We start from the raw sequence: 13900 nt of genomic DNA, 5'->3' as shown, positions 1-13900 counted from the left end.
CAGCGATCCTATTGATAAGCATCCATCGGTAAACAAGAACACACAAAATTCCTGTCACCAAAAGCTGCATCAATTCTGCCTACACTAGGCCAGAACTTGTGTTCACGATTCCAAGGCGTAGGATAAGCAGCTTGTTCCCGCGAATAAGGATGATTCCATTCCCCGACAATCAAACTCTCAGCCGTATGAGGTGCATTTTTCAAGAGATTATCTTGAATATCCATCTTGCCAGATTCAATTGCCGCGATTTCTTGACGAATAGCAATCATGGCATCACAGAAACGGTCTAATTCTGCCTGAGATTCGCTTTCTGTGGGTTCCACCATAATAGTCCCCGCCACAGGCCAAGAAACAGTGGGCGCATGGTAACCATAATCCATCAACCGCTTGGCAATATCATCAATTTCGATGCCTGCTGATTTTTTGAGTGATCGTAAATCTAAAATACACTCATGGGCAACTAAATTATTTTTGCCTTTGTATAAAACAGGGTAATAAGAACTTAGCTTGTGAGCGATGTAATTAGCATTGAGAATTGCCACCTTGGTTGCTTGCGTCAAACCATCGGCACCCATCATGGCGATGTACATCCAGGAAATCACTAGTATACTAGCACTACCCCAAGGCGCAGCTGCAATAGCACCAATCCGCTGAGAATCAGAAATTTTCTTCTCCCTATTCCCCACCACTGGGTGTCCAGGTAAAAACGGCACCAAATGAGCCGCCACACCAATAGGCCCCATACCAGGGCCACCTCCACCATGAGGAATACAGAAAGTTTTGTGCAAATTCAAATGACAGACATCTGCACCAATATCACCAGGACGACAAATACCGACTTGGGCATTCATATTCGCCCCATCCATATAAACTTGTCCACCGTGGTTATGTACCACCGCACAAATTTCTTGAATTGCTTCCTCAAAGACACCGTGAGTTGAAGGATAAGTCACCATCAAAGCAGCTAGTTCATGACTATGCTTTTCTGCCTTGGCTTTTAAATCATCAACATCAATATTACCGTTTTCATCACAGGCAACTGCCACCACCTTCATCCCGCACATAACTGCACTAGCTGGGTTTGTCCCATGTGCTGAGGTAGGAATCAAACAAATATTACGGTGTGTTTCCTGAAGACTTGCATGATATTGGCGAATTACTAAAAGTCCTGCGTACTCTCCTTGAGAACCAGCATTAGGTTGGAGAGAAACTCCCGCAAACCCGGTAATCTCAGCTAACCACGCTTCAAGTTGCTGAAAGAGAATTTGATAACCCCGTGTTTGAGACAAAGGGGCAAAAGGATGAATCTTGCCAAATTCCTCCCAAGTGACAGGAATCATCTCAGCCGTGGCATTCAGCTTCATGGTACATGAACCCAAGGGAATCATCGACGTAGTTAAAGATAAATCCTTGGTTTCTAGCTGATGTAGATAACGCAATAATTCTGTTTCTGAATGATAGCGATTAAATACGGGATGGGTGAGGTAGTCGCTGGTACGGGGGAGAAAGAGGTGGGATGAGGGAGAAGTTAATTCTTCTAGGGTGAAGGGGAGGTTATCTGTACCTGCGAAAATTTGCCAGAGGTCAATTAAGTCTTCTGGTGTGGTGGTTTCATCTAAGGATATACCCACAGCAGTGGCATCGAAAATTCGCAAGTTAATATTGCGGGCTTGGCAAGCTTCCAGAATTGCTTTAATGGAGTATGTGCCTAACTCGACGCGCAACGTATCAAAGAAAGACTCAGAACTAACTGTGTAACCTAGTCTTTTTAAGCCATCTGCCAAAATCACCGTTTGCTGGTGGATATTGTGGGCGATCGCCTTCAATCCATCTGCACCATGATAAACTGCATACATACTGGCCATAACAGCCAATAACACTTGGGCAGTACAAATATTACTCGTAGCTTTTTCGCGGCGGATGTGCTGTTCACGGGTTTGTAAAGCTAGACGCAAAGCCACCTTGCCCTGGACATCTTTTGATACCCCAACAATTCGTCCAGGAACCTGCCGTTTATACTCTGCTTTCGTAGCAAAATAAGCAGCATGAGGCCCCCCAAACCCCAAAGGAATACCGAAGCGTTGAGTGCTACCCACAGCAATATCAGCACCAAATTCACCTGGTGGCGTGAGTAAAGTTAAGCTTAATGGGTCTGCGGCTACCGTTACCAATGCACCCTGAGCATGGGCTTTGCCAATAAATTCGCCATAGTCGTAAATAGTGCCATCACTGGCAGGATATTGCAGAATTGCCCCAAAAATTGGTTGAGCAAAATCAAATGTTTGATGGTCACCGACAATAATATTAATACCTAGAGGTTTAGCCCGTGTTTGCAAAACATCAATAGTTTGGGGATGACAATCATCAGCAACAAAATAAGCATTTGCCTGATTTTTGCAAACACCATAGCTGAGACTCATGGCCTCTGCGGCGGCTGTCGCCTCATCAAGTAATGACGCATTGGCTATTTCCAAACCTGTGAGGTCGATAATCATGGTTTGAAAATTCAGCAACGCTTCCAAACGTCCTTGGGCAATTTCTGGCTGATAGGGAGTGTAGGCAGTATACCAACCCGGATTTTCCAGGATATTCCGCCCAATAACAGGAGGTGTAATGCAATCGTAATATCCCATGCCAATGTATGAACGGCAAACCTGGTTTTTGGCAGCAATTTGTTTTAATTTAGCCAGTGCAGCATACTCACTTTGCGCTTCTGGTAACTTAAGATTTTTATTTAACCGGATAGCCTGGGGTACTGTTTGGTCAATCAGTGAGTCCAAACTGGGAAATCCCAATACCTGAAGAATTTGCTGAATTTCATCAGAGTTAGGGCCAATATGTCGTTGTGCAAAATTAATTGATGTTTGACTCCTATTATTCAGCACTTGCGGATGACTTGATTGAGGACGAGGGGCATGAGATACCACAGATGGAACTCCAGACGCAACTATTTAATATTTTGCAACAAATACTCACAACAAGTGGGAGTTGCTACTTCAAAATACCACCTAGCCCCATTTCTAATGTTGATGCACCTTTTCCAGTAACCATATAGAAGCCACCGTACCCACAAAGTGAGCGCCAATAGCATTAAGATTAGCCACCACAATGAACACATCAAGGGCGCGAATTATTTTATTAGGGTCAGTAATTGCCACACCAGGGGGTTGGGATACAGCTTTGGCCACCAACACACTGACACTGATGCTAGCTCCCACAATAGTAATTAATATTCCCACTAAACTCACAATGATTCCCAGGCGAATGGCTCTGATTGTATCGGCCTTACTAGGATGTAGAGTAGGGTTAGGATTATCTAAGCGTCTACCTATGCGAGTGTAACGAAAATCCCAAAAGACGCTGAATAACAAAATTAAAATTCCACATACAGCCCAAAATATGCCAACGCCTAAGCCTGGATTTGGCTGATTAGTAGCTTCACGTCCAGTAGCAGCAAATAACAAAGTTATCCCAGAAACCAGTGCCAGTGCCAATTGTAGCCATAAAGTAATCCACCCTGTCAGGCGAATAGTATTGGCAATTTTATGCAGCTTATGTAGCGATGTGGCGAGCGATCGCACTTCTGATTCTGGTTGCATACTTTATATTTATTTGCTTATCCCCATGATAAATAATATGTCTACTCACCTGATATATACGCCCATCCCAGGACAGAAATATCGCCAAATGGGTATTAGTTATAAGTCATTGGCTAAAATCCTCCCTCGTTCCCAATACCAGCCTCAGTTATCAAACTCTGGGATGATGCTTAATAAGTCACTTAATTGACAAAATACCCCTAGAAAAAATGATATTTAAGCCATAGGCAGCAAATCGCAAAGGATAAGGGGCATGATTAGATCTTGGATGGTGATTGGGGGTGTAGCTTTGTTGATTGCCTTGGCCGCTAACTTCATTACACCAAGCGATCGCCAATGGTTCAAGCACTTACAAAGACCCCGATGGTTAACTATTGAAGCAGCAATTCCCATTATCTGGACTGTAATTTTTATTTGCGGTGCTTGGTCAGCTTATATTATTTGGGAAAGTAACCCAGGAACCACTAGCACTTGGTTATTAATGGGCTTATATTTACTCTTAGAAATTGTCACTATTGCTTATACACCTGTCATGTTTCGGTTGCGTAGTCTGCGAGTGGGTACGATTCTGGGCGGTACAGGTTTGATTATTTGTATGATATTGATACTTGCAGTCTTACCTATTTCTGGTTGGGCAGCACTATTACTAGTTCCCTATTTACTGTGGAGTCCCATTGGTACTTACACCACCTGGCAAATGATGCGCCTCAATCCTCAAGATGTTTAATTAAACCTCGTCCATCCTTTTTTGTCATGGCGACGCCAGGAAGCAATCTCATAATCTTGACTACAAACTACAGTTTTCAAAGTAGACACTGTGCGATCGCTGATTTTGAAGGACTTGCAAGAAAGCGATAAATCGCTCACTACGAACAAAAAATCTGGATTCCTGTAGCCCCAAAATTTTCTTCTGGGGCATTTTAGTATAACTGACCACTCAGCACGGATTAATGATCTGGTAAATTAGTAAACGCTTGCTCAACCAACTCCTTAGTCTTATCTTCTAAGCGTTGCCAATCTACTTCCCCAGCCTCGTCAATTAAACTAGTATCAATATTGGCAGTTGAACTTTCCGGAGTGTAATTTAGAAAACACACTTGATAACATAGCTCCCACAAATCTATACTTATATCTTGCTGTTGACGTTGCAAACGCAGATGATATCCTGGATGGGGCATTGGCAAATCGGCAAGAGTTGCTCTGATTTCATCTACCTGTTCCGATGTTGCAGTTTCCATTTCTTGCAACAGGTGAGTCACCAAAGCTTTCATTTCATCAGTAGTGGTAGCTGGCCAAATTAGTACATCGTGATAAGTTCCTTTCCAAGAAGATGCATCAAGGTGTTTGCGAATATTATCGACAACACGAATGAAAGCAGGTTGCATGAGGAGTTCAGCCTGCTGCCATGTAACAGGATTAGTTATTTTAGGTGGCATTTGTAGTAAACAAGGACACTAAAAGACAAATAAACAAGTCTGTGTTTATTAAAAAGCTGATTTTTTAGTTTAAATCTTTATCTCAAGATAGCGGATTTCATGCAAAAAAAATTGGAGATATTTATTACCAGTAGGAAAATTAGGTAATAACTCTGAGGGGAAAATATGATAGGCAAGCTACTAGACCATCGTTACCAAGTTATCCGAGTCCTGGCCCAAGGGGGATTTGGTCAAACCTATATTGCCCAAGATACCAGGCGACCTGGCAACCCTATCTGTGTTGTCAAGCACCTCAAGCCTGCAACTTCCGACCCCAGAGTTTTTACTACTGCCCAGCGGTTATTTAACAGCGAAGCGGAAACCTTAGAAAATTTAGGCAATCATGACCAGATACCCCGCCTGCTGGCTTACTTTGATGAAAACCAAGAATTTTATTTAGTCCAAGAATTTATTCCTGGACAGACCTTAGCTGAGGAACTCATACCCGGTCAGCGTTGGAGTGAAAGCCAAGTTATTCAACTGTTGCAAGAAGTTCTGAAACTACTCGAATTTGTGCATGGACAAGGCGTGATTCACCGCGATATTAAACCAGATAATATTATTCGTCGCGCGGCTGATCAAAAATTAGTTTTAGTAGACTTTGGGGCAGTTAAACAATTGCGATCGCAATTGGTGACTGTGGGTGGACAACCGACAGCTACAGTGGTTATCGGTACTCCTGGCTATATGCCCACAGAACAAGGACAAGGTAAACCGCGCCCCAACAGTGATATATATTCCCTGGGGATTATTGCCATTCAAGCGCTGACAGGGTTACCCGCAGGAGAATTACAAGAAGACCCTAATACTGGAGAAATTCTCTGGCAGCATTTAACAAACGTAAATTATCGGTTGGCCGCTGTCTTAAACAAAATGGTGCGTTATCACTTCAAAGACCGCTACCAAAATGCTACGGAAGCGCTGCAAGCTTGTACAAGCATCATGAATCCGGTGTTTACACCTGCCATACCTCCAGAATTTTCCCAAAATCAACGCTACCAGCCTACTAAATCGTTATCTCAAGTATCCCCACACAAAACCGTTGCTGTAGCGCCTGCAAATCCTGTGGCTGCTAAACCAATTCACCAAGAAACTAGCAAATCCGATCCGTGGCCGTTTTTAATTGGGTTATTTTTGGCAGGTGGGGCGGCTGCTTTGGCAGCAAATGTGTATCCTAATATGAGAAATTTAGCTGCTAATTTTACAGGTAATCGTTCAGCAACAAATAGTTGCGTAGCTGTAATTACAGGTAATTCTAATATTCGTTCTGAACCTAGTTCTATTAATTCTGATAATGTTTTGCAGTCCGTTGGTACTAACACCAACTTAGAGGTGACTGGTAATCGTACAAAACGCGGTTGGATAGAAGTTAAACTTAATTCTGGTCGTTTGGCTTGGGCGCACCAGGATGTCATTGCCAATAATGAACAATGGGTGGCTTGCCTCCGAGACAAGGGTCTGGCTATTAACACAGTAGATGATACTTCCTTAATTACAGCTAGACCAATTCCTCAACCCAAACCAAAACCTAGCAATGTAGCAACTCCATCGCCTGCACCCACAGATATCTCAAATGAATCACAACCTAGTGATAACAGTGATCAAGTTGTGGAACAAGCAAAACAAAAGTATGAATCAGGCGATATCCGGGGGGCGATCGCTTTGCTAAGATCTATTCCTGGCAATGCTTCTTCTAGTATTAGAGAGACAGCCGCCATTATTGCCCAGTGGCAGCAAGAGTGGGCGAAAGCAGACGCATTATTTAATGAGATCAATAAAGCTATAGAAGATGGTCAATGGGATAAAGTTTTAGATTATAAAAATCATCCCGAAAAATTGCCAGATACTCAATATTGGCGCAACAAAATACAACCATTATTTCAACAAGCAGCCGAAAATTTGGCAAAGCAGGCATTTCCTCCAGCAGAAAATTCAGATAATCAACATCAGTCCCAAAAGGAAGCTACCAATCCTGAAAACCCATCTGCTACAAAGAATCCTATTGCCAATGATGAAGCACAGGAATAATATTCTGCAACAAAACAGATCCCCGAATTTTGGCACAAATGAGGGATCTGAGCGTCAATTTACCAAAAATAATCAATCATTCGTAATTAAACAGCCATTAATGCATCTCGTCGTATTCTGGGGCTTCAACTCGTCTAGCTTCTACTCGAGCTGAAGGTAAAAATTCAGCGCGACGTACAGGAGCTAAAGGCGGTGTTCCACCCTGGTAAGGATGAATTACTTGTACTGTCCGAGTAGGACGCTGCCGTGGCGAAAATAAAGCCAATACACCAGCAACTACGACACCACCACCAATGGTAAGTGTTGCCCCTCCTACTGCCCAAACGATGGGTGAAGACCACCACGGATCTTGTGGCTTTAAGACTTCTGATGCCACTTTTTGGCTATTTTGTTGAGCCAGTTGCAACTGCTGGTTATTGTAATTTTGGAATTGGAACTGGAGTTGTCTATTTGTCTCCCTCAGCTGTTCGTTGTCACTTTTTAAACGCTCCAACTGCATATTCATCCGTTCCATTTCCACACGCTGCTCTGGATTGGGAGCCGCAGGTTGGGGATTGAAATTAGGATTATATCCGTATGGATTGTAAGGCGACGGATACATGGGGGGCTGCTGCATCATGGGCGGCGCTAAATTAGCCGGCATCTGGGGAGAAGGTATAGCGAAATTACTTTGCATGGGAGTGTTTGCACCCCTGAGCATTACAAGAGCCGCCAGCCCAGCTACGGCAACTCCGCCGATAAATGCCATACTCTCACTCATCGCCTTGGCCTCTCAATTGCGACGTAACTATTATCATTTGTGACTGACTCACTCTCACACTCATCATTATTTCGCCTACTCAACGTCACATAACACTCAACTATAAGCGACCGTATTAGCTAGTTTTTTTTGACAGCCTACTATCTGCTGTTAATATTCAAAACTATATCCGCTAAATTGTCCACTTAACAAGGGTAAAAAAACGACGCTGTTATCTTTTTTAATCTACTTTCTCTTTCTGTGCAAGATTGAGTAGTTTTGCTGTACTAGGTTGTTTTAATAGCAGCCTTGAGGCTTTGACAAAATTCGGTGATCGCCTTTAGTCCTTGTTCTGGTGTCCCCTCAGCTAAACGTTTAACAAAGGCACTGCCGACAATGGCGGCATCTGCGCCCCATTCTTTGACTTGCTTCGCTTGGGCTACTTCGGAAATACCAAATCCTACGCCAATCGGCTTATCAGTAACATTACGAATACTTGTTAACAAATCTGATACACGAGATTCCATTTGCGATCGCATCCCTGTAACACCAGTGACACTGACCAAATAAATAAAGCCTTGGGACGCTCGCGCGATGGCTTCTATCCGTTCGGCGGAACTAGTGGGAGCCACCAATAAAGTTAAATCAATGCCAATTTTACTGGCTGGTTCCAGCAAACCCGCAGCTTCCTCTAGAGGTAAATCGGGTACTACTAATCCTGATACCCCAGCACCAGCAATGTCTTGGAGAAACTTATCAATGCCACGGTGCAAAATGGGGTTGTAATAAGTAAACAGGATAATAGGCGATCGCAAACTCGGTGTAGTCGCTTGCAGCATTTCCAGCACTGCTTCTAATTTCGTTCCCCGTTGCAAGGCGCGGGTAGCAGCAGCTTGAATCACTGGCCCATCAGCTAGCGGATCAGAATAAGGCACACCGAGTTCAATAATATCGGCTCCATTGCGATCCAAAATCTGCAACGCTGCGGCTGTTGTCTCTAAATCGGGGTCACCAGCAGTAATAAACGGAATCAAAGCACATTCTTGATTTCGTCCCAAGGTTTGAAAGCAGTCAGAAATAGCGGTCATTAGTCAAGTGTTATGAGTCACAAATTGGCATGGTCAGTGGCCAGTTCACAAACAATACAAAACTGACCAATGATCACTTTACACCTGAGTCTGCTCTTCTTGTTCTATTTCTGCCTGAAGTTTCGCTAATTCTTCGGGAGTCAGTTTGTCTAATCGTTGTTGCAGAAAAGCTTGTTCATACTGTTCCCGTTGTTCATGGTAGGTCATTTGATTTCCCACCGCGCGGAATACATAGGTGGCTAACCAGCCCATCAAGCCGCTAACTAGCAAGACTTGGCTCCAGATCCCAGCTTGTTGACCATCTAAACCCACTAGCTGTAATCCTACATATGCCAAGCCACCAGCAATAAAAACACCCAAGCCAATTCCAATAGCATCAATGCGTCGCATGAGAGTTATGACCTACCAATCTCGTTAAACTTCAATTTGTCGCGGCCGTGGTCGAAGATTCACAAATGGCGATAAAATCAACAACCCTGGCAAGAATAAAAACACCATAAAATACATCACAGTCCGCTCAATGGAGCTAGCTACATACCAGCGCTGCTTGAGATAAATCATGACAACAACCGGGATTGCCAACAGGTAAGCTCCAGCCAAAACCAGATACAGCAGGGCGACAATCATAAATTCTTTCTCTAAGTGGACAAGAGCATTGAGTGCATCTATATTTCCATCATAGGCTGAACCCCCAACCTGAGGAAAGTCTTGCTGTTGTGCTTTGAAGATGAATTTACAGAAATTGCTTGCATCTGCCGATATAGATGCTACAATGTCAAAGCCAGTAACCAAGGACTGTTTTAGTCAAGCAAAATTGAAAAAGCTAATCCAGATAAATACAGAAGCAAAACAGACACTTCTAACTCTGGAAAAAAAATTTTCAATTTAGTTGCACAAAAGACACAATTGATGATGGAATAGATGAGGAGGTATTTGCTACCTCTAAAGAATAAAAAGCTCCTCATAAACGAGGGGGTGTGGCGGAATGGTAGACGCTACGGACTTAGACAACTGAGCCTTGATCGAGAAATCTTTCAAGTGTAAGCTCTCAAACTCAGGGAAACCTAAATCTGTTAACAGATATGGCAATCCTGAGCCAAGCCCAAAAATTTTCAGTTTTAGATGTGAGATTGTCCATCAATCCCAGATTTAGAACTAAGAATTAAGGGAAGGTGCAGAGACTCGACGGGAGCTACCCTAACGTTAAGACGAGGGTAAAGGGAGAGTCCAATTCTCAAAGCCGACGGTTATTAAAACCTGGCAGTAGTGAAAGCTGCAAGAGAATGAAAATCCGTTGACTGTAAAAAGTCGTGAGGGTTCAAGTCCCTCCACCCCCACTAAAAAATCAAATTTTCCATCGGCCTGCTTTGTGATTAATAGAAGAATGTCCTCATTGTGGTTCGCGTTTACCTGTGATGGCTAAGTTTTCGCCTGCGGGATTTTGTTCTCGTTGTTACGGGTGGTTGGGGCAGGAAATTAAAGGTGAAGAAGAAATAGAGAAATCTCGAATTAATATTCAAGGAATTAGTGAATTAATTGCACTGACTCCCTAATTAGGATATAAACCCATCCCAATCGAGTTAACCCGAAAATTACAATTGATTTTGTTAGTGTTTGAACAAGCAATTGGAAAGGATGTGAAGTTATTGGGAGATTTAGGGGGAATCATGGAATCTTAAATTAAATCAAAGTCAGCCGTATCATTTGGTGAAATTGATTATTCCTGTGTGTGAGAAGGCGAAGATTAGTATATCTCAGTTGTTTAGGTCAGATTTTCAGGAATTGGGCAAGATATTGTTCGGGAATTTTAGTCTGGAATTAAAGTTGTAGAAGTTTTTATTAGTATAAATAAGGATTGCTGCTAATGTTCTGAACGATACCATCGCCGTTCGCGTAGCGTCTCGAAGAGAAGGTGGGCGTTTCGCCATCGCCTGAACAACTTTTGCAAATGGCAGAGTTCGATAAGCAGGCAGCACTTGAAGCACTTTGTCAAGAGCAAACTTTGATTCCCTTTTGGTAAGATCGCCAGCTATTACTGGTAACTGATAACTGATAACTGAAAAGATGCCTCGAAAACCCCGCGACCTTAAGCCAAACTACTGCTATCACGTTACTGTTCGCTGTAACAACCGAGAATTTAAACTTATCCGCCATGAATGTCGTGAAGTGTTCCTATATACTTTGAAGAAGGCGATCGAGAAGTTTAACTTTAAGCTCTATGCTCTCTGTATCATGAGCAACCATGTGCATTACCTGTTTGAACCCTCACAACCTGAAGACTTGCCCCGCATCATGCACTGGTTAAATTGGTACACTGCCATGTGTTTCAACCGGATGCTCAATCGGTCGAATTCGGAAATTGCCCCAGGTGCCAGGTATCGAGTGAGAAAGAATGCTATGAATTCGTGAGAAACCTTCCCAGAAATAAGTTTACAGAAAGCTACCAGCGTCCAATGTAGATGGATGTAAGATAGACTATGAGGATATAGACTATGAGGATATACCCTTGGAACACTTTGGAACATTGGAACACGAAATATCACCCTTGGAACACGAAATATCACGCCCGCCCGCCAGATGACAACGACGGAGCGGAACGTGCGGTAAACCCCTGCGTTTCCCACCACCAGTAAGCGAAAAATAGCGTAAGCAACAAAAGCGAAATAATCACAAAAATCACGGCAGCGCGGCGGATTGCGAAAACGGCAGCGCGGCGGATTGGCGAATTTTGCACCGCACGGCGCCCAATGAGGAAACACCATCCCATACACAATAAAATACTATTCCCAACTATAAATAAATTACCAGAATCGGAAGAAAAAGCTGCTGCTATCAACCCTAAACCTAAAGCTGTGCTTCCAACTAGCACACTTCGCCTAGCTTTTTTCCTAAAGCTGTGCTTCCAACTAGCACACTTCGCCTAGCTTTTTTCGAGGAAAGAAATCCTGCCTGTCTTGGTTGGGGTTGTGAAGGAACGTTTTCTTGTGGTTGCGGTCTAAGTTGTTCTTCCTGCTCTCGCTTCCGCCTTTCTTCCAGTCGTTTTTGATACTCTTCCTGTTCTCGTTGCTTTTGAGCTTCTAACTGTCTAGCTCTTTGTGCTTCTTGTTCTTTGCGTCTTTCTTCCTCCTTTAGTTTCTCCTGATACTTAGCAGCCAGAATCGGTTGTTCAATTAGCTGTACATCTTCAGGTCTAAGTCCTAAAGACTGCTGCCAACTGTTGATTTGCTGCCGAGCATGACTGCTCAAAGGATATTCTCGTTCAATAGCTTTATTGAATTCTTGTTCGTATTGCCGGAGTTTATTATTATACTCGTCTTGTGCTTGTCGTTCTTTTTGTTTTTGCTGTTGCTGTATTTCAGGAATAATCTTCTGCCTGATTGGCTCTACTTCTTCATCCTGAAGTTCATATCTTTCCTGAATTCGCTTTAATTCTTCCCAAATCCAATCACTATCAAGAGAACCTTCTTCAGCTAATGCTCCTTTCAAAGCCTTTTCATATTTCTTCAAATTTTCTTGTTTCTTCTGAATAGGAGCGAAGATTTCTTGTTCGATTAATTGGGATTCGGCTTGAGATATTTGTAATTCCTGGCGCAACTCTTCTAACAAACTACGAGCAAAAGTAGGAATTTTACCTCGTTTTAAATAACGCTGAATTTCTTTTCGATACTTCTCTCTAGGATCGGTAATTTTGGTTTTAAAAAGATGAATCTTATGACCTTGCCTCACTGGATAAAACTCTGGGTTCATTTCGAGTTTTGCTTCAGATATTTTGTTCTTGGCATATTCATGTAATTCCTCCAGAGAAAGCCAGTCATTGCCGTCTTGATCTGCTTTTCCTGTACGAACACCTTCTAGGAGATAATAGGTATAGACAGAAAGGTCAAATTCATCCTTAGCCCAAGCATATTCGGTAGCACTAGCAGCCGTGAGTATGCCACGTCCCTCACCTCCTAATTGCTCTTTAATTAGAGCGTTAGCAGTACCTTTAGCACTTAGTCCCTTAGCAAATGCCCCACTATGACAACAGTCGAGAATAATAGCAATTCGTTTGGATGGACATTGATTCATCCACTGATGTACCCAATTTGATGATACGGCAGTTGTAGGGCGTAATTTACCATTTTCCTTGCGAGTTTCATAAGTGGAAAAGAAGAATATCCCACTTTCATCAGTAATTCCATGACCAGAGAAGTAAAATAACAGGAGATCATCCTTTTTTCGTTTACCTTTCTCAAATAAATCATAAACAGCATCTTCTATTCGCTGTTTCTTAGGGTTTTTCAACACAGTAATGTCAGATTCTTTAAACCCCCCTAACTCTGGATCTATCAAAGCTTGTTTCATTGCATCCACATCCGCAGAGCTTTTCGGTAAAGAGGCTAAATCTCCAGAATCGAATTGACCTACTGCAATTAATAAAGCAATTTTAGCCATTTATGTTAGCCTTCTCTTCAGTGGTGGAATTACCTTTTGCCCATTCTTGTGCTTTTTGGAAAACAAATTCAAACTCTTCTCTGCTGCTGGCTTTGAGGTTAATTTCTCTACCGTCAGGAGTTTTGAGTGCTAACTCAATCTGTTTATTCCCCAAGCGATCGCCCAAAAATCCCATTAATTTTTTAAGATTAGCGGGGTTAACCTCTGCGTTTAACAGTCCTAAAATGAAGCCACCGAAAGCCTTTGAACCTGCTGGTGCTTGATTAACTGCCACCAAATCTGCACTTTCTACGATTTCACTTTCCTCAAGTTGTTCTCGCCAGTTCTGAGTTTCTTCTTGTAACTCGTCGTTATCTAAATCTGCATCTTGAATGGCGATAGTGATTTTAAAATTAGCTTGTTCTGTCATGTTTTCAATTTCCTTAAATAGAGTTTTCTATAAGTTACTAGGTGAGGCAAACCGTTAATTTTCTCTGTTCTGTTCCTTAGTGGTGCAGAAAAGTCTTGAACCGCTTGTATACCAGGAGTCTGACTGAG

General features: G+C 42.7%; 13 protein-coding genes. 4 read left to right on the top strand and 9 right to left on the bottom strand.

Annotated elements, in window-relative coordinates; all coding sequences use genetic code 11:
• Positions 1 to 8 precede the first annotated feature (8 nt).
• Positions 9 to 2927 carry an aminomethyl-transferring glycine dehydrogenase gene (gene gcvP, locus ACM0OS_RS03390; RefSeq protein ID WP_414541743.1) on the bottom strand — a complete coding sequence of 973 codons (2919 nt, stop codon included), beginning with the start codon at positions 2925 to 2927 and terminating at the stop codon, positions 9 to 11.
• Between the two features lie 93 nt (positions 2928 to 3020).
• Positions 3021 to 3599: a DUF3611 family protein gene (locus ACM0OS_RS03385; RefSeq protein WP_414541742.1), complete on the bottom strand. Its 579-nt coding sequence runs from the start codon at positions 3597 to 3599 to the stop codon at positions 3021 to 3023.
• Positions 3600 to 3852: 253 nt separating this feature from the next.
• Between ACM0OS_RS03385 and ACM0OS_RS03380 the strand changes: the two genes are divergently transcribed.
• Positions 3853 to 4326 (top strand): TspO/MBR family protein, encoded by a 474-nt coding sequence (locus ACM0OS_RS03380; RefSeq protein WP_414541741.1) that lies wholly within the window; start codon positions 3853 to 3855, stop codon positions 4324 to 4326.
• Positions 4327 to 4546: 220 nt separating this feature from the next.
• On the opposite strand, the gene ACM0OS_RS03375 is transcribed toward ACM0OS_RS03380, so the two are convergent.
• Positions 4547 to 5035, bottom strand: a complete 489-nt coding sequence (locus tag ACM0OS_RS03375) for a hypothetical protein (RefSeq protein ID WP_414541740.1) — start codon at positions 5033 to 5035, stop codon at positions 4547 to 4549.
• 165 nt (positions 5036 to 5200) lie between these two features.
• Between ACM0OS_RS03375 and ACM0OS_RS03370 the strand changes: the two genes are divergently transcribed.
• Positions 5201 to 7102 (top strand): protein kinase domain-containing protein, encoded by a 1902-nt coding sequence (locus ACM0OS_RS03370; RefSeq protein WP_414541739.1) that lies wholly within the window; start codon positions 5201 to 5203, stop codon positions 7100 to 7102.
• Between the two features lie 97 nt (positions 7103 to 7199).
• Here ACM0OS_RS03370 and ACM0OS_RS03365 read toward each other — a convergent pair whose 3' ends face one another.
• The 4 genes from ACM0OS_RS03365 to ndhL form a co-directional block, all read right to left on the bottom strand.
• Positions 7200 to 7862 (bottom strand): heterocyst differentiation related protein, encoded by a 663-nt coding sequence (locus ACM0OS_RS03365; RefSeq protein ID WP_414541738.1) that lies wholly within the window; start codon positions 7860 to 7862, stop codon positions 7200 to 7202.
• 266 nt (positions 7863 to 8128) lie between these two features.
• Entirely contained in the window at positions 8129 to 8929 is an 801-nt protein-coding gene (gene trpA / locus ACM0OS_RS03360) for a tryptophan synthase subunit alpha (protein ID WP_414541737.1), read from the bottom strand.
• A gap of 78 nt (positions 8930 to 9007) precedes the next feature.
• The gene (locus tag ACM0OS_RS03355) at positions 9008 to 9319 is read right to left on the bottom strand and encodes a DUF3007 family protein (protein WP_414541736.1); all 312 of its coding nucleotides are present in this window, start codon (positions 9317 to 9319) and stop codon (positions 9008 to 9010) included.
• A 24-nt stretch (positions 9320 to 9343) separates the two neighbouring features.
• Positions 9344 to 9556, bottom strand: a complete 213-nt coding sequence (ndhL, locus tag ACM0OS_RS03350; protein WP_414541818.1) for an NAD(P)H-quinone oxidoreductase subunit L — start codon at positions 9554 to 9556, stop codon at positions 9344 to 9346.
• A 788-nt stretch (positions 9557 to 10344) separates the two neighbouring features.
• Here ndhL and ACM0OS_RS03345 point away from each other — a divergent pair.
• Positions 10345 to 10482 carry a hypothetical protein gene (locus ACM0OS_RS03345; protein WP_414541735.1) on the top strand — a complete coding sequence of 46 codons (138 nt, stop codon included), beginning with the start codon at positions 10345 to 10347 and terminating at the stop codon, positions 10480 to 10482.
• A gap of 511 nt (positions 10483 to 10993) precedes the next feature.
• Complete coding sequence (locus ACM0OS_RS03340; protein ID WP_414541734.1) at positions 10994 to 11338, top strand: transposase; 345 nt, start codon at positions 10994 to 10996, stop codon at positions 11336 to 11338.
• Positions 11339 to 11791: 453 nt separating this feature from the next.
• Here the strand turns inward: ACM0OS_RS03340 and ACM0OS_RS03335 are convergent, their stop codons facing one another.
• Together ACM0OS_RS03335 and ACM0OS_RS03330 are read right to left on the bottom strand one after the other, a co-directional pair.
• A complete protein-coding gene (locus ACM0OS_RS03335) occupies positions 11792 to 13363 on the bottom strand; it encodes a caspase family protein (RefSeq protein WP_414541733.1) in 1572 nt (523 codons plus the stop codon).
• Positions 13356 to 13772: a sugar ABC transporter permease gene (locus ACM0OS_RS03330; protein WP_414541732.1), complete on the bottom strand. Its 417-nt coding sequence runs from the start codon at positions 13770 to 13772 to the stop codon at positions 13356 to 13358. Before ACM0OS_RS03330 ends, ACM0OS_RS03335 begins: the two co-directional genes overlap by 8 nt.
• Positions 13773 to 13900: the final 128 nt, after the last annotated feature.

The organism is Nostoc sp. CCY0012 (genome assembly GCF_963920855.1).
Classification (GTDB): domain Bacteria; phylum Cyanobacteriota; class Cyanobacteriia; order Cyanobacteriales; family Nostocaceae; genus Cyanocohniella.
This window is presented reverse-complemented; position numbering and strand designations above follow the sequence as displayed.

What these genes read in the sequence shown, in the direction of transcription:
- ACM0OS_RS03370 (WP_414541739.1), top strand. Translation starts at nt 5,201, where the DNA reads ATGATAGGCAAGCTACTAGACCATCGTTACCAAGTTATCCGAGTCCTG.
- ACM0OS_RS03340 (WP_414541734.1), top strand. Translation starts at nt 10,994, where the DNA reads ATGCCTCGAAAACCCCGCGACCTTAAGCCAAACTACTGCTATCACGTT.
- ACM0OS_RS03375 (WP_414541740.1), bottom strand. Translation starts at nt 5,035, where the DNA reads ATGCCACCTAAAATAACTAATCCTGTTACATGGCAGCAGGCTGAACTC.
- ACM0OS_RS03355 (WP_414541736.1), bottom strand. Translation starts at nt 9,319, where the DNA reads ATGCGACGCATTGATGCTATTGGAATTGGCTTGGGTGTTTTTATTGCT.
- ACM0OS_RS03345 (WP_414541735.1), top strand. Translation starts at nt 10,345, where the DNA reads ATGGCTAAGTTTTCGCCTGCGGGATTTTGTTCTCGTTGTTACGGGTGG.
- ACM0OS_RS03335 (WP_414541733.1), bottom strand. Translation starts at nt 13,363, where the DNA reads ATGGCTAAAATTGCTTTATTAATTGCAGTAGGTCAATTCGATTCTGGA.
- ACM0OS_RS03330 (WP_414541732.1), bottom strand. Translation starts at nt 13,772, where the DNA reads ATGACAGAACAAGCTAATTTTAAAATCACTATCGCCATTCAAGATGCA.
- trpA (WP_414541737.1), bottom strand. Translation starts at nt 8,929, where the DNA reads ATGACCGCTATTTCTGACTGCTTTCAAACCTTGGGACGAAATCAAGAA.
- ndhL (WP_414541818.1), bottom strand. Translation starts at nt 9,556, where the DNA reads ATGATTGTCGCCCTGCTGTATCTGGTTTTGGCTGGAGCTTACCTGTTG.
- ACM0OS_RS03385 (WP_414541742.1), bottom strand. Translation starts at nt 3,599, where the DNA reads ATGCAACCAGAATCAGAAGTGCGATCGCTCGCCACATCGCTACATAAG.
- ACM0OS_RS03380 (WP_414541741.1), top strand. Translation starts at nt 3,853, where the DNA reads ATGATTAGATCTTGGATGGTGATTGGGGGTGTAGCTTTGTTGATTGCC.
- ACM0OS_RS03365 (WP_414541738.1), bottom strand. Translation starts at nt 7,862, where the DNA reads ATGAGTGAGAGTATGGCATTTATCGGCGGAGTTGCCGTAGCTGGGCTG.